Source organism: Kangiella spongicola (assembly GCF_003194565.2).
Lineage (GTDB): Bacteria > Pseudomonadota > Gammaproteobacteria > Enterobacterales > Kangiellaceae > Kangiella > Kangiella spongicola.
In genome coordinates, this window is the sequence record NZ_QICH01000003.1 from 147,235 (window position 1) to 164,693 (window position 17,459).

The following is a 17,459-nucleotide window of genomic DNA, read 5'->3' on the forward strand; positions in this document are numbered from 1 at the left end:
CAAAGCTAATAGCCGTTAGGAACTTTTAGAAAAGAGAATTCCTAGCGGTTTTTCTAAAATCCCAGATGAAAATTTAAGCAATGTGTTTGAATTTAGAGCAAAAATAAAAAAATACGCTTTTTTATGAAAAAAAGTGCAATTATCTTTTGACAAAGCCCCCAGATAACATTATTATTTCGCCCGCATTTGAGGGATATGTAACAAACACTCTCAAACAGCAAAACCAGTGTCCCGTTCGTCTAGAGGCCTAGGACACCGCCCTTTCACGGCGGTAACAGGGGTTCGACTCCCCTACGGGATACCATATAAATAAAACCCAGCTTTTTAGCTGGGTTTTTTTATATCTGTATTTCCCATAGCGGAGCCCTTAAACAATTCGACGACAACCATGGATGGTTGGAGTGCAAGAAACGCAGGAGCAGTTTCTTGCCTCCCCTACGGGAGCAAATTTCTGCCTCCCTAAAGTAGTTATTTTCCTAGTTTTCTAAGGGATTGCTCATCTATACCTTCATTTTAAAGACTTTGTTGTATTTTTTAACGTTCATTTTTTGAACGAGCAAAAAACGAACCAAAAAACTCGCCCCAAAAGTTAGACGCTAGAGCGTTTCCCTCATGACCCAAAATTACTGATCGTGCCGCAAAACGAAACTTCCTTGTTTCGTTTTTGCTAAACTGGGCTATCCCTGCCCAATTTACACGGTAATTTTGTGCCGTGAGGCTAACTTTTAAAGGGGAATTATATGTTTGCTGAAAGTTTGGTAACTCTAAGTCACTGTCATACTATTTATGAAGCCTATAATTCACTTAAAAAGTTCCGAACAGTGATTTTACTGTAAGCTGCTTTTATGAAGCTTTGACTCCACCTTGAGCTTCAAGTAACCTCTAATAAACGTAAATAAAACAAATAAGAATACAGGAATAGGGCTGTAGGGAAATTGCTATTTAGTACATGTCTTATTGGAACTCCGAAAGATACTGCACTTTCACGCTGTTTTTACTAGGACATTAGCCGCTTTTGGGAATTGCAAAAGTCATTCCTTATAAATTAGCGAGTTACAGTCCAATTCGGGTATTCTTATGTTAAAAGTATCGATTATGAAGAAATTTATCTGCCATAGTTGGTTTGCTGGAGGGGTAAAGGAATTCGATACCGAGACTGGTAAGGTATCTGATGCACCAGACATGGAGTGGGGTAAAACTGGTTTTGGCTCAGTTTGGAAACAGAACGGTAAGTGGTTTGCCTTCCACAAAGATGAGCGGTCATTAATACTACAGCACAAAAAGAATGTATGGAGGTTAGAACCAAATACAACTGTTTCCTTGCAGGGCTTAGTGATTAGATCATTTGTGATCAAAGAAAATGGCAAAATAGTATTTAAAATCAGGTATAGGCCCAAGGGACTACTGATGAGCGTAATTGATCCGACATATGATGCTTTGGATATGGAGTCTGATGATTTCTTTCTGTATATGAAAAATATGTGGGAAGCGTGGGCCTGTAAGCCATTTTCAGAGTTTAAAAAGGAGTTTACAGGTGAGCACTTTTAACAAGGCCAAGCAACATCAACTACTTCGTGGTTTGGACAGCCTTGTAGTTGTTGGCGGTGCTATGTGTTCAGTTTAATCAAGAATAATTGATGTATTATGAATGAATTTAAAATCACAACGAAGCAGGGATACCTGGCAATGATTGCATTTCTTGAAAACTATTATTCATTAACAAATGCAGATGAAATTGGAGCTTTACTTGGCGGTTTATCATTACTGCCCGACGGTAGCAGTGCAGATCCAGCAGCAATAAGTGACTGGGATGATGCAGTACAAAAAGTATTATCGGGCAAAGTAAATGCGCAGCTCGAACTCAACAAATAATATAGCTAGCGTAGCCTCGAAGAAGTGAAACGCCTTCGAGGTTTTACATTAACAACTTGCTATTCCACTCGATTACGACCAAAGGAAGTTCCCTTGAGCGCTTTCGCTTATCAAGGTTACTGTCACTTATGAGCTTTAATTAAACTGTAGGCTATATATGTTTATTAAATTAACAGAGAAATTATTATAGTTATGGAGAGACCAAAGTCATTAGAACACTCAAATATACTTTGGTATATTTTTCCTCCAATGCTTTTAATTCCTCTTATAATTATTCCCCCAGATTTTACAACATCTGTTTTGTGGCTAATTGGTGGATTTTTAGCACTTGTTTCTGCAATAAAGATATTAATATCGTTGGTGCAGAAATATCTTTATAGAAAGTCACTAGGGAAGAGGTTTATTCGTCAAATATTAACCATTGGCATCTTTTTAATAGCTATTTTGTCGTTAAACGTTTCCATATCAAATGCTCGAAGTGAGGCACATTCAGAAGCCAAAGAAATCTTCGCACAATACAATGGGAGCTATCCGAGTACGTTGAAGAGCTGGGAAACAAGTATTGTAGGAAAGGTTGGGTCTAAAAAGTATGTTGGTTGGCCTGCAAAATTCTATTTAAGATACCAGTCCATAGATAATGGAAGCGACTTTACTTTGAGCCTACACATTAATATTGATTCTACGTATGTTTTTTATCCAAAAAATGGTGTGGTGTCAGAAGTCCATCATTGCTGTTAAAGAAGCTTAAGGTGTTTCTACGGTCGGAAACTGCGTGTTACTACACCCCCAATTAGCCCTTTCTGAATATATATTGTATCATCCAACCATAAGCTATAACTGAGAATCATTTACAATGATAAATTCTATTATTAACCGTGTTTCGTGTGGTCGCTTGGAGGCGCCAGCTCCGTCGAGAAACCATTTGGAGTTAATGTTGAAAGCGGCTCTTAGAGCCCCTGATCACAAGGGGTTAAAACCTTGGCAATATATTGTTTTTGAGGGCGAGGAGGCGTTAGATCGCTTCGGTAGCTATATGCTGCAGGCTGCTTTGAAAGATGATCCTGATTTGGACGTGGAGAAGCAGGAAAAGCTTAAGAAGAAGCCTCATAGGGCGCCTATGGTGGTCGTGGCGGTGGCTAAAGCGAAGAATCATCCGAAGGTGCCACACGTGGAAGAAATCTTGTCAGCGGGCGCTGGCGTGCAAAACCTTATTCTAGGTGCTTTCGATTTAGGCTATGGCGCTTATTGGCGCACAGGAAGCTTGGCATTTAATGATTATATGAAAGAGCCACTAGGTTTAGACTTCGAAGATACCATTGTTGGCTTTATTTACCTTGGCACGCCATCGACAGAGCTTAAAGCGAAGCCTATTCCTGAGGTTGAGGACTTTGTGAGGTGGGGCTAACACCATTAACCAACATCCTTTGTATCTGTTCTACGATTTCTTGAATCACTTCTTTATCAAAGCTTTTTATCCGCGGGGCATGAATATGCCCCGTGGGTACTGTTGTGCCTAGTTTATTGCCTAGTAATACGGTGCGGTAGGAGATTTCATTCGATAGGTAACCGCCACCGCCGCCCTCGACTGCGATAGCGCCTTCTAGCTCTTGTAGACTATCGGGATTAAAGGTTTTATCTAGCGTGGTCACTTGGCGACGGTCGTTAATCTTATACTTACCCTTGGTTTGCATCATGGCTTCATAGGGTAGGGTGTATTCGACAAACTCAGGGCCTTGGAGTGGCTTATTTCCTAGCTTTGGTATGACTGGGTTTGTACGAGAGCCACCTGAGTGCATATTGTTGTTTCCTGGGGCTGAGGCTGAGCGTCTGCGCCCTGGAAAGTGCTCTAGATCGAAGTGTTCGCGTCCCATGCTTATGGTGGCTAGCATGTCGATAGAGTTGTTTTTAAGGAATGGTTCTGTAACTTTTTCGACGATGCCGTCATCGAAGTCTTGGTATTTTACGGGAAACATGGCAGCTTGGATTTCGATGGTCTTGCCATCTTTTTCGATAATTTTATTATCTAGCCATAAAGCAGCTACGCCAGATGGGTTGCTTTGCTTAATGTTGCGATCAAGCAAAAACGGATCGAAGCCGGTAATTAGGATTTTAATATCAGAGTCTGCTTTGAAATTAATGTCGGAATAACCACGCGAAGCTTGGTCGATTATCGCTACCAATTGGTTGATTTGGTCGCGACTGAAAGACTGACCACTTTTGCCTAAGTGCACAGCTTTAGACATTTTAAGGCGTGCCCAATAAAGCGGACGATCGTCAAAGCTTGATGGGGTTTGCTGTAAGTCTTTAGTGGCTGTTGTCCATAAGGCTTGGGAGTGCTTTTGTGTGATTTTTTTAGCTGCTTCGAAACTGTCCGCGTTGCGGTAATCGGTTATGAAACTATTCACAGTACTGTCGTAGCGATTCACGATTTCGGGGATTACGTCATCGGCTTTATACAGTCTGATTTCCTCTACTGTGATGTCGATAGAGGCGATTGAGACGTGGCTAGTGAATAGTATGGTAAGTGCTACAAACAGTGTCCGCATGGCTAATTCCTACTAAAATTTATAGATAGCTTTTGGGGTTAAAAACCTTTCCAGAGCTTAGATTCTTTTTCTTCGTAATCTGGATTGTCGCGCTTTGCGTTAATTTCTTCATACTTCTTACGCTCAGCTTGACGAGCAGGGGAGTCAGGGTTAATGGTTTCATCCAACTCTTCTAGGAAGTTAGTGATCTCGCTTTTGTAGCCAGACTTAGTCACTTTCTGTTTTTTATTGTCGTTATCTTTACTGTCTTTACTCATGCCATGATCCTCACAGTGTATTGCTGAGTTGACTATATCAGCATATAAAAAAGGCTGCAAAAATTGCAGCCTTTAATTGTTCAGTCTAAGTTTTTGACTAAAACTTCACGTTGTTCGGTACACGTGGGAACGGTATGACGTCGCGGATGTTGGATACGCCTGTGACGTATGATACACAGCGGTCGAAGCCTAGGCCGAAACCTGCGTGTGGCACTGTACCGTAACGACGTAAGTCGCGGTACCACCAGTAGTGTTCAGCCGGTAAGCCCATCTCGGCGATACGTTTATCAAGCACGTCTAGACGCTCTTCACGTTGTGCGCCACCAATGATTTCACCAATGCCTGGTGCTAGAACATCCATTGCAGCAACGGTTTTCTCGTCGTCGTTAAGGCGCATGTAGAAGGCTTTGATGTCTTTCGGGTAGTTCATGACAACTGTCGGGCGACCAACGTGCTCTTCGGCGATATAACGCTCATGCTCAGACTGTAAGTCGATTCCCCACTCAACTGGGTATTCAAACTTCTTGTCAGACTTTTTCAGTATCTCGATAACGTCTGTGTAGTCCATGCGCTCGAACTTGTTGTCGATGACATTGCGTAGACGGTTGATACATTCGCTATCGACCCGTTGTTGGAAAAATTCCATGTCATCTTGACGCTCGTTCAATACCGCTTCGAAAACGTAGCGCATCATGTCTTCAGCTAAGTCTGCGTTGTCATTTAAGTCGGCAAACGCGATTTCTGGTTCAACCATCCAGAACTCCGCTAAGTGGCGGCTGGTGTGCGAGTTTTCCGCACGGAATGTCGGGCCAAAGGTATAAACCTTAGACATGGCCATGGCGTAAGCTTCGACGTTTAGCTGACCAGAAACCGTTAAGAAAGACTCAGAGCCAAAGAAATCTTTGCTGTAATCAATGTTACCTTTGTCATCTTTCGGCAGGTTCATCATGTCTAGCGTGCTTACGCGGAACATCTCGCCAGCACCTTCAGCGTCAGAGGCTGTGATGATTGGCGTATGGATCCAGTTAAAGCCATGCTCATGGAAATAGCGGTGAATAGCCTGCGCGATAGAGTTACGAACACGGGTTACGGCGCCAGTAATGTTGGTGCGAGGGCGTAAGTGTGCGTTGTCGCGTAAAAACTCCATGCTGTGGCGCTTTGGCTGCATTGGGTATGTGTCCGGATCGTCAACCCAACCCATAACTTCTACCGAAGTGGCTTGGATTTCATAGTCCTGGCCTTTACCTTGAGATTCGACCAAAGTACCTGTGACTTTTACAGCGCAACCGGCGGTAAGCTTAACCACTTCAGAATTGTAATTCTCTAGATTATTGTCGGCTACGGCTTGGATTGGATTAAAACAGCTGCCATCGTGTACATTTAGGAATGACAATCCAGCTTTCGAGTCACGGCGATTGCGAACCCACCCTTGGACGGTGACTTCTTCACCAATGCCTGGTTTACCCGCTAGGGCATCGACAATAGTTACTAACATAGTGTTAAGCTCCGTTTCGGCTTATTGAATTATGATGTTTATGTTTAATAAGTATAAAATCACTTACAAAAAGATGAGGTATTGTATTAGAACTTTAATTTACCTTCCATTTTTAGTCGAAAATTGACGGCTTTTTTTTCATTATCACTAAAACTATGCCAATTTAGGACTTCATCGAAAGTTCGGCCGCAACCGCGACAGACTTCGTCACCCAACACAGTGCTACAGGTACCGATACAAGGGGACGCGGTTGGGCTACGTTTACCTTTGCTAGAAATTGACACGCTTACTTTCTCCTGAAACTTGAAGGGTTTTATACCTTGCTTATGTTACCGCGTGTAACACTGCATGGCTAGTGGTAAAAGCTGAGAATTACCACAATATATTGTTATATGATTAAGACATAAGCCCTAACAAAAATACTCTTGTCAAGCCCTTGGCTGTAAGCTATTGTGCTCGCTATATCCATTTATACGTCTAAACCGTTATGTTTGAGCTCGACCCGAATCAAGTTGCGGAATATCGCAAGAATAAACCTGAATATTATCGTCAGTTAGCACTCCAGTTGGGCGCACTGCTTGGCGAAGATCGCAATGTAGTAACTAATATGGCGCAAACCTCAGCTTTTATCTTCCAGATGATCCCAGATCTGAACTGGGCGGGTTTTTATGTGACGAATCCAGAGAAGGCTGAACATTTAATCTTAGGGCCTTATCAGGGCAAGGTGGCATGTGTACACATTCCTTTCGGACGTGGAGTTTGCGGAACTGCCGCAGAAACTCAGCAAACACAGCTGGTTGAAGATGTTAATGCCTTTGAAGGTCACATCGCTTGTGATGCTGCTTCGTTGAGCGAGGTGGTGGTGCCATTGCTGGTTAACGAGGAAGTGAAAGGGGTGTTGGATATTGATAGTCCTATCAGTAACCGCTTTGATGAAGAAGATGCACAAGGTTTCGAGTCCTTGGCGCGAGTATTTCTTGAAAAAAGTGACTTGTAATCTTTGCTAATTTCGCCGGATATTAAAAAGACGACTAGGAGTCGTCTTTTTTAGTGGTTTTTTTATCGGATGATTTCTTACTCTTAGCCTTAGCGCCTTTATCAGCTTTATCCGCATCCATCTCGGCTCGCTCTTTTTCTGAATCAGAATCTTCGCTGTCAGTAGCGATTTCTCGCTTATCCTGATGCTTCTCGAGTAGGGCTTTCGCCTTTTCGTTGTCCTTATCGAGGCCAAGAATCTTATCGGCTTCGCTTAAACATTCCGCAAATCGGCGTTGCTCACACAAAATCTTTGCTTTTAGCTCTCGTGCAGCGATATAGGAACTATCACGATCGAGCAAGTCTTTGAGTACCGTTAAGCTTTGTTGCTTATTGCCCAAATCTGACTCAAGCTTGGCTAGAGCGTAAATGGAGTGAATGTTCTTCTCGTCGAGCTCAAAGGCTTCTGTGTACGCCGCTCTCGCTAAGTCGTTTTCACCGATGGCATGATGTGCCTGCGCTTTTAACTCAAGTGCTTCAATATCCTTAGGGTGGTTTTTCAATAAGCTATTGATGATCTTGATACTTTCTTTATAGCGCTCAAACTTAAAGTTTTCGTGCGCGTAGATAAACGCAACGCGACGGCTTTCAGGGTAAATGTTAAAAGCATGTTTAAGACTATTAAAGCCAGGAAGTTCTTGCCCATTGTGCAGTTGTAGCTGACCGTTGATGAGATGTGCTTCTGCGCTATTAGGTAGCTTTTCAGCGAGTGTGGCTGCAATTTGCTGAGCTTCCTCGTATTGCTCAAGCAGCAAAAGGGCGCGTGCATATTCGAGCTGACTCGGCCAACCGACGATTGAATCTTCGAACAAGTCTTTATTAAACGCTTTTATATATTGCTCATCTTTACTAATTACGGCTAGTTTTAAACGTAAATAGTGGTACAAGTTTTTGTTGTCAAAGCGCTTTTCCTTGTCTATCGCTTTCACGACTTCTGCTGCTTTGTTGTAGTCTTGATCACTAAGTGCAATGATTAAATTTAGCAGAAGCTCTTGATCATCACTCGGTTGTTTGGCCGAGCTCGCTGTCTTTTTTGCTTTATCAAGATTACCGGCGGCGAGGTAATTAATGCTTTGCATTAAAATAGTGTCGACAATACCACTCGAACGCTTACGGGCTTCAGCATAGCCATCTTCCGCTTCAGCAAAAAGTAGCTGCGAAAACAAATAGTTAGCGCGCTTTAGGGCCGGCGTATAGCGGTTTGGTGCTAAAGATGATGCTTTGCGATAGGTTTCCAGAACTTCTTTTTGTGAAAACTTTGGAAGTTTCTGTTGTGCTTCGGCTAGGTGTAGCCAACTGGTACTGTTAGTTGGCTGATACTCAATGGCTTTTTTAAAGCGTTTGGCGGCTTTGTCATACTCGCCAAGCTCGAAATAGGCTTTACCTAAGTTACGGTAAGACTTCGCCTTGCGACGACCACTGGTGGTGTTCACTGCATATTTAAAAGCTTTTACGGCTTTTTCATATTGCTTCGCATCATGCAGCAATAGGCCATAATTAATAGCGCTTGCTTGATGGTGAGGGAAGCGCTCTAACTGTCCTTGGTAGGCGCGTATAGCGCGATCAATCTCGTTATCCTTGCTTAGCGCTAGGGCATAGTAAAAACCTGGACGCTCCTTATGGCGCATTGCTCGAGGTAATTTACCAATTAGTGTGTGTGCTTTTTTGTATTCACCATTAGAAAATAGCTGTACAGCAGCCCTAAATAGAATTTCGTTTTTGTCCGCTTCACTAAAGCCTTTTAGGGGCTCGAGACGATGAATACGCCACAATACTTTCTTCGAGAAGTCGTAATCTGACAAAGCGAGTACTGTATCTTTGATAACTTCATTAGTGATTTCACCATTAGGTTGACCTTCTGGCACTGACTTCGGAATATCAAATTCGTCGTCATCGCTACCCGAATCGACGCTTTCACTCGGACTATCGTCAACATCGATTTGTATTAAGGTACCATCATTGATTACTTCTCTTTGAGCGTGCTCAACAATTAGCAAAATTACTGTTAAAACTAGAGCAATCGCACACAAAGCAGGTGCCGACAGCCCTTTATTATATTTTGGTGTTGTCACGTGCCGTCTCCATTTCTCCAGAAAAACCTTTGTGTTGAACGTTCTGAATTTCGAGGCCAGGGCGACCATTAACTTCTAGCACCATTGGCCCCAGTTTTTCGTCAATACAGATATCCACACCGATATAGCCAAGCGGGATCGCTTTTTGGGAGTTTTCTGCTATTTGCTTAATTTTATTCCAGAATGGAACCTGCACACCGACAATATTAAAGCCGGTATCGGGGTGTTCTTGCAGCTCTTTGCCTTTGAAACTACATTTTGTGGTCAAACCGGTTTCAATATCTACACTGAGGCCAATAGCGCCTTGATGTAGATTCGCTTTACCTTCGGACAATTTTGTCGGAACTCGAAGCATACAGCTGATGATTTCCTGATTACACAAAATCACGCGGATATCACTCAGACCAAGGTTGGCAATTTTAGAAATGCCATGATGCTCAATCAGTAGTGGCTCTATATAAGCGGTATCAGGCTGTCCGTCTTGGGCAAAGTTACCCGTAATAATTTCAGAGACATGATAGCGAATATCTAATAGGCTCAAGCGTTTACCTGATGCAGTAACAAAGGTACCGTTATCATTCTCAACTATCACCAAGATGCCGTTACCTTGGGAACCGCGATTAGGCTTTACTACGAAGCTATTAAAGTCTCGCAGATGCTCAACGAATTCATCCAAATGTCTAAAACTATCGCAAGCGTCTAATGTTTGTGGCACTGGAACGCCGTGTTGCAGTAAGACTTTTTTCGTTTCAATTTTATCAATAGCTAGCTGTAGTAATTTACGGTCATTTAGTTTGTAGACGTAGTCGCGATTACGCTGGTTGATCCCCATGGTATTGTTTTGCTTATTAATATTTTTAAAGCGGAAAAGCTCAGAGATACGCAACCCTGTCCATTGGCCGATAAAGATTTGCGCAGCCATTACTAGCAGCAAGGTTTCTGGGAATAGGGCAAAGAAACTTTGCAAAGTAATGGATGAGAAAGCTAAGTAGCACACAGCAATCATAGCCACACTACCAAGACTGGTTAGGATAAGTTCTCGCCAGTTATTGTCTTGCGTCATGTTGCTTAAGCGCTCTGCGATAAACGAAATAATAACTACAGGGAATAGTGTCATCATCCCCATTTGTAATGGTGTTTGTTCACCGAGCACCATAAAGATACCGATAAACAAAATAGTGTTTAAGGTAATAATGGCGGCTAAACGCGGGATTTTTAGTAGCTTATGCTTGTCGAAATACAGCTGACCCAACCAAGCCGTTAACAACACCCCGATAAAGCCAGCAAGACCCATCCAAAAACCGGTGTAAACACAAGCGGCGGATACTAGCATTGGCATGAAAATACCGAAGGTTTTGAGACCTAAGACATTCCGCGCAAAAGAAATTAAAAATGCGACGAACGGGAACAGTAAGAAAATTCCTGCTGTTTTATTCTCGATCCCGAGTTTTGCCAGTAACGAAGCAGCGTTAAAAAATGCACCTTCATCATTATCAAAGCGAAGCAGTGGGGCGGCGATGTGTTCACGCTTGATATCGAATATGTAGTCAAAGTTGATGTTTCGGGTATGACTGAACAACGCTTGATCATCAATATAAAGCTCAAGGTAATGATGTGGTATTTTGGCAAAGTGATCGTTCAAAGGATCAAAAGGAACCCAGTGTCCCTGCACATAAGCTTCTACCCACTGATGCGAGGTTTTCTTCTTAGATGTTTCGAGAATGACGCCACCAACCAATCGCGTTGGAATCCCATTTAAACGTGCTAATGCCGCGAATAGTCGACTTTTACCGTTACAGCTAGCCCGCTTTAGAACCATGGTTGTAATGGCATCTGTGGTCCCTTTAAAAGGCGCGCCTTCGATTTCGTTATAAGTGTAATCGTGAATAGCTCTTAGCGTAGATAACAATTTACGTTCTTTCGGCTGGATATTCATCCAAAGCTCAAGAATCCGGGGATCGTTAACCTGAATCACATCAGTTGGCTCAAGCCAGCGCTTAAGGTGAGGAGGGTAGTCGGTTGGAATATCGAGTTCCGGATCGATTTCGTATTTTTGCTCACGCGACGAGATGATTGCACTGTAGCGGATTGGTGTGGTCGAAAAACCTGTCCAAACACCTTGGCGACCGACCAGCGATTCATTATTCGTGAACTCTAGGGTTCCCGATTGCAACGACTCGTTAATCACTTCTTGGCGATCATTGGTCAAAGGTAAATAGGTACGATTAACAATATCTTCGTTGCCGGCATCAAACGTCATGGTTAAAGAATAACGGTGCAGCAATTCAGCCCCAAGTTGCTTCACATGGGAAGGCTGTAGCCAAATATGTAACGTCAGTAAGGTCAAACCTACTAGGGCGAACCAAACAGACGGTTTATTCAATTTTTTTAGCATATTTATACGAATATTTCCTGCGCAATAAATAATAACGACGTACAGCTTAGTTAGAGACTAATAAGCCATTGATTGATAAAGTGTAGCAATTGTATAGCAAAAGTGCTTTATGGGTGTGAAAAGCCTCACAAGTTAAAAAGCGTAAATAAAGTTAAAATTTTAAAGGTTCAGCTGTATATAAGCCTATTAATAGACTCTTGGCAATAAATTATAGAAGAAGATTTTGCAGTAGGGCTGATGTTCACTGGTAGAGCAGTCTGTTAATTGCTCTACCAGTGAGTTTTCTGTGTCTTACAGGTGGAAGTTGACGGCTTTGACAACTTCTGGAGGTAGCTCTGGTAATGACGAGCGAGGTATTAAGAAGGTTGTCAGATTAAACAAATCTCTGAAGAAACGATTATTTTGAGTCGTTTGCTTTAAGTAATCATGCCCCGATGAGCCACCTGTACCAATTTTGGTTCCTAACATACGGTGAACCATAGTTGTGTGGCGATAGCGCCATGTCGTGAACTTCTCATCAATATCGATCAAGCCTTGTAGCAATCTAAAAGGTGAGTTGAGCATTGGTTGTTCACGATAAAGGTTGATGAAAAGGGCACTTAAAGTCGCTTCTTGGCTCAAGCGGAAGCGGCCCTGTTGCTTTAATTCTTGGTATTTGTCCTTATCGAATAAGGCGTCGAAGTTAGCGTGTGTATTTGCTAAATCATTAAGCTGGAATGTTTTTTCAGCATCTGTTAAATAGTCAGCTTCTTTGATGACTTGCTCATCGTGCGCCAACATATCTTCTACCGCCTGTTTGTACTTTTCCCAGAACTTAAAATCGCCAAACTCCAAGAAAGGCATGCGTTCGAGCCAGCTTTCGACAGCATCAAACAAGCTCGGTTGCTCTTCAAGGTTCAATAAATAGTTGCGGTCTTTTTCGTTAAGGCGGTTATAGAAAGATTTTTTATCGAAATTAATGCGGAACTCAGACTTTAGTCCTAATAAGATTTCAATTTCTTTAAATTGAATACTTTGGAAACCAGAAGCTGGGATCAGGTAATCACGGAAGTCTAGAAAGTCGAGCGGCGTCATGGTTTCTAGGATGTCAATCTGATCAACCAAAACGTCTTGGATGCGATGAATACGCTCAATACGAAGATTAACCGTACTTAATTTATCTTCGTCGACGTGTTCTTGAGACAATGTCGGCAAAATAGCATGGATCTCGTGTAAAACTTGTTTGAACCAGAGCTCATAAGCTTGGTGCACAATGATGAATAAGGTTTCATCGTGTGCCTCTGCCCCGTATTTTTTGCTTTCTGGGTGTTGAGCATCTAGCAGCTTATCCAGCTGTAGATAATCGGGATAGTAACAAGGTTTAACGTTCTTCTGCATAGTCCACCAGCATATATTTTGTTTGTTTAGCATTCTAATGTTGTGTTTTAAGGTGCAAGCTAAAGTGCGGCGAGGCAATGGCTAATTTTTTAAACGGAGTTTAGTTAACTAAATGAGGATTAAAAAATTAATCATTAACAAAGCAGCGCTGATGATTGCGCCTTAAAACAAAAAAAGGAGTGGCTTTTACACCACTCCTTTCCGATTATAGACACTTCAAAAAAATAATGTCAGCAAAGATTTTAACTTTTTTAAGCTAAAGTTTTCGCTTATTTTCTTTCTTGAATATCGACATAATCACGTTCTTTCTCACCCGTGTATAACTGGCGAGGTCGACCGATTTTACGGCTAGATTCGCCCATCATTTCATTCCACTGAGATACCCAGCCGACTGTACGCGATAATGCGAAGATTACTGTGAACATGTTGGTTGGGATACCGATAGCATCAAGAATAACGCCTGAGTAGAAATCTACGTTCGGATAAAGCTTCTTCTCCACGAAGTACGGATCTTCTAACGCCATTTTTTCTAGCTCTAGAGCAACCTTGAACGTTGGATCGTCTTGCTTACCTAGTAGCTCTAATACTTCGTGAGCACTTTCACGCATAACTTTAGCACGTGGGTCGAAGTTTTTGTAAACACGGTGACCAAAGCCCATTAAGCGGAATGGATCGTTTTTATCTTTAGCGCGTGCTACGTATTCAGGGATGTTTTTCACATCACCGATTTCACGCAACATGTTCAAACATGCTTCGTTAGCACCGCCGTGAGCAGGACCCCATAGACAAGCAATACCCGATGCGATAGCTGCAAATGGGTTAGCGCCTGATGAGCCAGCTAAACGTACTGTAGACGTTGAAGCGTTTTGCTCGTGGTCTGCGTGTAGGATGAAGATGCGATCCATAGCTTTCACTAAGATTGGATCTGGCTTCCAGTCCTTCTCTGAAGGCATGCTGAACATCATGTTCAAGAAATTTTCAGCAAGGCTCATATCGTTGTTTGGATAAACGAACGGGTGGCCTACTGAATAGCGATAGCACATTGCAGCGATAGTTGGCACTTTAGAAATTAAACGAAGTGCGCTGATGTCACGATGTTGCGGATTATTAATATCCAACGAGTCGTGATAAAACGCTGATAAAGCTCCAACGACAGAAACCATGATAGCCATTGGGTGAGCGTCACGGCGGAAACCGTTAAAGAAGCTCATCATTTGCTCGTGAACCATGGTGTGGTTGTTAATTTTTGCTACGAATTTTTGGTACTGCTCTTTATTTGGTAGCTCCCCATTTAGTAATAAATAGGCAACTTCTTCAAAATTTGAGTTATCCGCTAACTGTTCGATCGGATAACCGCGATAAAGTAGCTGTCCTTTGGCGCCATCAATATAAGTGATCTTCGATTCACAAGCACCAGTAGATACATAGCCAGGGTCGTAGGTGAAATAACCCGCTTTCCCTAATGCACCAACGGCGACAACGTCTTTACCTAGACTTGGTGATAGCACGTCTAGGGTGAGTTCTTCGCCATTTGGTAGGCTAAGTTTAGCTGTTTTATCCGACATATAGTCTCCTCGGGACAATAAATTGCTTACTTTTTAATCTAAAAGCTGTGTTTAAGAGTAAGAAGGCCACACATTCTACAAAATTTTGAATAAATTTCATAAATTAATTTTATGTCTTTTTGTAGATAAGCTTAAGTTTTAACCACCAAATGAAAATAGGCAAGGGAATTAATTGTAATCGGTGGTAAGCACTTATATAATTTCCCCCTGAAATATGTATCACTGGGGAGTTCGTCAGGCTATTTGTATTTCTGGGTCGAACATACATTGCTATTGTAGAAATCCTGGCGAAAGCATAAACTCATGCCTTCTTCGACCAAGGCAATAATTTGTAAAGATACGTTGTGATTAAAAAGAGACCAAAAAACTTAGATCTTACTACGGTAAGACAACCTATACCTGCAATATCATCAATCTTGCATCGTATTACAGGTGTTGTTCTATTCATTGCTATGCCAATCCTTCTTTGGATGCTGCAAAAGTCGTTTGATAGCGCTGGCCACGCCGAGCTACATGCGATGTTCACTGAGTCATTCCTTTGGCAATTCATCCTTTGGGCTATCTTAACTTCGGTTGTTTACCATGTATTCGCAGGTGTTCGTCACTTGTTAATGGATATGGGGATCGGAGAAACGCTTAAAGGCGGTCGCGTAAGCGCCTGGAGTGTCATCATCCTTTCAGCTATCTCAGCAGTATTATTAGGAGTGTGGGTATGGTAACTACCGTCACTAGCTTAGGCCGTTCAGGTCTACACGATTGGGTGTTGCAACGCCTATCTGCGGTAATCATGTTGGCCTATGTGGTTTACTTAGGCTACTTCTTTGCAACAACACCAGAAATTACGTTTGCTGCGTGGCAGGGATTGTTCGCGAGCACCTTTATGAAGGTATTCTCGTTCTTAACTCTGTTATCAGTGGTTATGCACGCTTGGATTGGCCTATGGATTGTTTCTACGGACTATATGCCTAAAGTGAGCATTCGTGTCGCTTTCCAAGCGATTGTTATTGTGATTTGTCTTTCACTCCTCGTGTGGGGCATCCAGATATTGTGGAGCTTATAAAGCATGTCTATACCTACGTACACTTTTGATGCCGTAATTGTAGGGGGCGGTGGCGCTGGTATGCGTGCCTCGCTACAACTTGCTAAAAGCGGTCAAAAGGTAGCATTAATCTCAAAAGTATTCCCAACCCGTTCGCACACAGTATCTGCTCAAGGCGGTATTACAGTAGCGCTCGGTAACTCTCACCCAGACGATTGGCGCTGGCACATGTTCGATACCGTAAAAGGTTCGGACTATATCGGTGACCAAGATGCGATTGAGTACATGTGTGAAAATGGTCCAGCAGCCGTATATGAGCTGGAGCACATGGGCTTGCCGTTCTCACGTCTGGATAACGGTAAAATTTATCAACGTCCTTTCGGTGGCCAGTCTAAAGAGTTCGGTGGCGAGCAAGCTGCGCGTACTGCTGCTGCCGCTGACCGTACAGGCCACGCGCTTCTACACACCTTATATCAAGCGAACTTAGCTGCGCAGACTGAATTCTTCAATGAATGGTATGCGATGGATATCGTTCGTAATGAAGAAGGTGATGTTTGCGGTGTTACTGCGATGTCGATTGAAACTGGCGAAGTAGCCTTGTTTAAGTCGCGTGCAACAGTTTTCGCAACGGGCGGCTCGGGTCGTATCTACGCATCGACTACTAACGCATTGATTAACACTGGTGACGGTGTTGGTATGGCGTTACGTGCTGGATTACCGGTACAAGACATCGAAATGTGGCAGTTCCACCCAACGGGTATCGCTGGCGCAGGTGTATTGGTGACAGAAGGTTGTCGTGGTGAAGGTGGTTATCTTATCAATAAAGATGGCGAACGCTTCATGGAGCGTTATGCGCCAAACGCCAAAGACTTAGCATCGCGTGACGTTGTTGCACGCTCGATGATGAAAGAAATTCTTGCTGGTCGTGGTGCTGGTGAAGAGGGCGACCACGTATTCTTGAAGCTTGATCACTTAGGTCAGGAAGTTCTTAATAAGCGTCTACCAGGTATTAGTGAGCTTTCTAAAATTTTTGCTCACGTCGATCCTGCTAAAGATCCAATCCCAGTGGTTCCAACCTGTCACTACATGATGGGTGGTATTCCAACCAACAAATTTGGTCAAGTAATTGACCGTGATCCGAATGGCGAAGAGCGTATCGTTAAAGGTTTCTACGCGGTCGGTGAAGTTGCTTGTGTATCGGTTCACGGTGCAAACCGTCTTGGTGGTAACTCGTTGCTTGACTTGGTTGTATTCGGTCGTGCCGCTGGTTTACACCTTGAAGAGTCGTTACGCGAAGGTGAGCTTCCGTTTTCTGAGTTCAATGATTCAGACGCTGAGCGTTCTATGGCGCGTTATAAGCGTTGGGAAGAGTCGAGCGAAGGTGAGAGTGTTGCTGAATTGCGTAAAGAACTTCAGCAAACGATGCAAAACCACTTCGGCGTATTCCGTACTGGCGACTTGATGAAAGAAGGTCTTGAGAAAGTTAAGAAACTTCGTGAGCGCATGAAAAATGCTGTGTTGAAAGATAAGTCGAAAGGCTTTAACACAGAGCGCGTCGAGTGTCTTGAGCTTGAGAACTTGATGGAAGTTGCTTACGCTACTGCTATGGCTGCGGACTTCCGTACAGAAAGCCGTGGTGCGCACAGTCGTGAAGATTTCCCAGATCGTGATGATGAAAACTGGTTAGTACACTCTGTTTTCTATCCAGAAACTGAAGAAATGGGTACTCGTGACGTTAATATGCACCCTGAAAAAGTTGATGCTTTCCCGCCGAAAGCTCGTACTTATTAATCCGTAACGGCAAAG

16 protein-coding genes and 1 tRNA gene are annotated in these 17,459 nt (G+C 43.0%); 9 read left to right on the forward strand and 8 right to left on the reverse strand.

Translation table 11 applies throughout. The annotated features are described in order from the left end of the window. Nucleotides 1-228 precede the first annotated feature (228 nt). The 5 genes from DL796_RS09585 (at nucleotide 229) to DL796_RS09605 (ending at nucleotide 3,277) form a co-directional block, all read left to right on the forward strand. Nucleotides 229-304 (forward strand) — tRNA-Glu (locus DL796_RS09585). Nucleotides 305-1,095: 791 nt separating this feature from the next. After that, entirely contained in the window at nucleotides 1,096-1,548 is a 453-nt protein-coding gene (locus tag DL796_RS09590) for a hypothetical protein (protein WP_110201494.1), read from the forward strand. A 96-nt stretch (nucleotides 1,549-1,644) separates the two neighbouring features. Further along, a complete protein-coding gene (locus DL796_RS09595) occupies nucleotides 1,645-1,872 on the forward strand; it encodes a hypothetical protein (protein WP_110201495.1) in 228 nt (75 codons plus the stop codon). A 192-nt stretch (nucleotides 1,873-2,064) separates the two neighbouring features. Next, entirely contained in the window at nucleotides 2,065-2,610 is a 546-nt protein-coding gene (locus tag DL796_RS09600; protein ID WP_110201496.1) for a hypothetical protein, read from the forward strand. 115 nt (nucleotides 2,611-2,725) lie between these two features. Beyond that, nucleotides 2,726-3,277, forward strand: coding sequence for a nitroreductase family protein (locus tag DL796_RS09605; RefSeq protein ID WP_110201497.1), 552 nt, complete (start codon nucleotides 2,726-2,728; stop codon nucleotides 3,275-3,277). On the opposite strand, the gene DL796_RS09610 is transcribed toward DL796_RS09605, so the two are convergent. The 4 genes from DL796_RS09610 to DL796_RS09625 all read right to left on the reverse strand — a co-directional run bounded on the left by DL796_RS09610 (nucleotide 3,240) and on the right by DL796_RS09625 (nucleotide 6,454). Continuing rightward, on the reverse strand, nucleotides 3,240-4,418 hold the full coding sequence (locus DL796_RS09610) for a hypothetical protein (protein ID WP_110201498.1): 1,179 nt from the start codon (nucleotides 4,416-4,418) through the stop codon (nucleotides 3,240-3,242). The two genes, DL796_RS09605 and DL796_RS09610, sit on opposite strands and share 38 nt — an antisense overlap. Before the next feature lie 38 nt (nucleotides 4,419-4,456). Next, nucleotides 4,457-4,675, reverse strand: coding sequence for a CBU_0585 family protein (locus DL796_RS09615; RefSeq protein WP_110201499.1), 219 nt, complete (start codon nucleotides 4,673-4,675; stop codon nucleotides 4,457-4,459). A 97-nt stretch (nucleotides 4,676-4,772) separates the two neighbouring features. After that, the gene (gene asnS / locus DL796_RS09620) at nucleotides 4,773-6,170 is read right to left on the reverse strand and encodes an asparagine--tRNA ligase (RefSeq protein WP_110201500.1); all 1,398 of its coding nucleotides are present in this window, start codon (nucleotides 6,168-6,170) and stop codon (nucleotides 4,773-4,775) included. An 86-nt stretch (nucleotides 6,171-6,256) separates the two neighbouring features. Beyond that, nucleotides 6,257-6,454 (reverse strand): DUF1289 domain-containing protein, encoded by a 198-nt coding sequence (locus DL796_RS09625; protein ID WP_110201501.1) that lies wholly within the window; start codon nucleotides 6,452-6,454, stop codon nucleotides 6,257-6,259. A 203-nt stretch (nucleotides 6,455-6,657) separates the two neighbouring features. Here DL796_RS09625 and DL796_RS09630 point away from each other — a divergent pair, with 203 nt between their 5' ends. Then, the gene (locus DL796_RS09630) at nucleotides 6,658-7,167 is read left to right on the forward strand and encodes a GAF domain-containing protein (protein ID WP_110201502.1); all 510 of its coding nucleotides are present in this window, start codon (nucleotides 6,658-6,660) and stop codon (nucleotides 7,165-7,167) included. Between the two features lie 34 nt (nucleotides 7,168-7,201). Here DL796_RS09630 and DL796_RS09635 read toward each other — a convergent pair whose 3' ends face one another. The 4 genes from DL796_RS09635 to gltA form a co-directional block, all read right to left on the reverse strand. After that, complete coding sequence (locus tag DL796_RS09635) at nucleotides 7,202-9,277, reverse strand: tetratricopeptide repeat protein (RefSeq protein WP_170114247.1); 2,076 nt, start codon at nucleotides 9,275-9,277, stop codon at nucleotides 7,202-7,204. Continuing rightward, a complete protein-coding gene (locus DL796_RS09640) occupies nucleotides 9,258-11,672 on the reverse strand; it encodes a sugar-transfer associated ATP-grasp domain-containing protein (protein WP_110201504.1) in 2,415 nt (804 codons plus the stop codon). Before DL796_RS09640 ends, DL796_RS09635 begins: the two co-directional genes overlap by 20 nt. 291 nt (nucleotides 11,673-11,963) lie before the next feature. Further along, the gene (locus DL796_RS09645; protein ID WP_110201505.1) at nucleotides 11,964-13,049 is read right to left on the reverse strand and encodes a tryptophan 2,3-dioxygenase family protein; all 1,086 of its coding nucleotides are present in this window, start codon (nucleotides 13,047-13,049) and stop codon (nucleotides 11,964-11,966) included. A 269-nt stretch (nucleotides 13,050-13,318) separates the two neighbouring features. Beyond that, the gene (gene gltA / locus DL796_RS09650) at nucleotides 13,319-14,614 is read right to left on the reverse strand and encodes a citrate synthase (RefSeq protein WP_110201506.1); all 1,296 of its coding nucleotides are present in this window, start codon (nucleotides 14,612-14,614) and stop codon (nucleotides 13,319-13,321) included. 344 nt (nucleotides 14,615-14,958) lie between these two features. Here gltA and sdhC point away from each other — a divergent pair, with 344 nt between their 5' ends. Genes sdhC through sdhA form a run of 3 tightly spaced genes read left to right on the forward strand, consistent with a single transcriptional unit; the run spans nucleotide 14,959 to nucleotide 17,444 of the window. Next, complete coding sequence (gene sdhC / locus DL796_RS09655) at nucleotides 14,959-15,333, forward strand: succinate dehydrogenase, cytochrome b556 subunit (protein ID WP_110201507.1); 375 nt, start codon at nucleotides 14,959-14,961, stop codon at nucleotides 15,331-15,333. Then, nucleotides 15,327-15,674, forward strand: coding sequence for a succinate dehydrogenase, hydrophobic membrane anchor protein (gene sdhD, locus DL796_RS09660; RefSeq protein ID WP_227593052.1), 348 nt, complete (start codon nucleotides 15,327-15,329; stop codon nucleotides 15,672-15,674). The genes sdhC and sdhD overlap by 7 nt, the downstream gene beginning before the upstream one ends. A 3-nt stretch (nucleotides 15,675-15,677) precedes the next feature. Beyond that, on the forward strand, nucleotides 15,678-17,444 hold the full coding sequence (sdhA, locus tag DL796_RS09665) for a succinate dehydrogenase flavoprotein subunit (RefSeq protein ID WP_110201509.1): 1,767 nt from the start codon (nucleotides 15,678-15,680) through the stop codon (nucleotides 17,442-17,444). Nucleotides 17,445-17,459: the final 15 nt, after the last annotated feature.

Coding starts and splice junctions, on each gene's coding strand:
- DL796_RS09590 (WP_110201494.1), top strand. CDS start 1,096: ATGAAGAAATTTATCTGCCATAGTTGGTTTGCTGGAGGGGTAAAGGAA.
- DL796_RS09595 (WP_110201495.1), top strand. CDS start 1,645: ATGAATGAATTTAAAATCACAACGAAGCAGGGATACCTGGCAATGATT.
- DL796_RS09600 (WP_110201496.1), top strand. CDS start 2,065: ATGGAGAGACCAAAGTCATTAGAACACTCAAATATACTTTGGTATATT.
- DL796_RS09605 (WP_110201497.1), top strand. CDS start 2,726: ATGATAAATTCTATTATTAACCGTGTTTCGTGTGGTCGCTTGGAGGCG.
- DL796_RS09610 (WP_110201498.1), bottom strand. CDS start 4,418: ATGCGGACACTGTTTGTAGCACTTACCATACTATTCACTAGCCACGTC.
- DL796_RS09615 (WP_110201499.1), bottom strand. CDS start 4,675: ATGAGTAAAGACAGTAAAGATAACGACAATAAAAAACAGAAAGTGACT.
- asnS (WP_110201500.1), bottom strand. CDS start 6,170: ATGTTAGTAACTATTGTCGATGCCCTAGCGGGTAAACCAGGCATTGGT.
- DL796_RS09630 (WP_110201502.1), top strand. CDS start 6,658: ATGTTTGAGCTCGACCCGAATCAAGTTGCGGAATATCGCAAGAATAAA.
- DL796_RS09640 (WP_110201504.1), bottom strand. CDS start 11,672: ATGCTAAAAAAATTGAATAAACCGTCTGTTTGGTTCGCCCTAGTAGGT.
- DL796_RS09645 (WP_110201505.1), bottom strand. CDS start 13,049: ATGCAGAAGAACGTTAAACCTTGTTACTATCCCGATTATCTACAGCTG.
- gltA (WP_110201506.1), bottom strand. CDS start 14,614: ATGTCGGATAAAACAGCTAAACTTAGCCTACCAAATGGCGAAGAACTC.
- sdhD (WP_227593052.1), top strand. CDS start 15,327: ATGGTAACTACCGTCACTAGCTTAGGCCGTTCAGGTCTACACGATTGG.
- sdhA (WP_110201509.1), top strand. CDS start 15,678: ATGTCTATACCTACGTACACTTTTGATGCCGTAATTGTAGGGGGCGGT.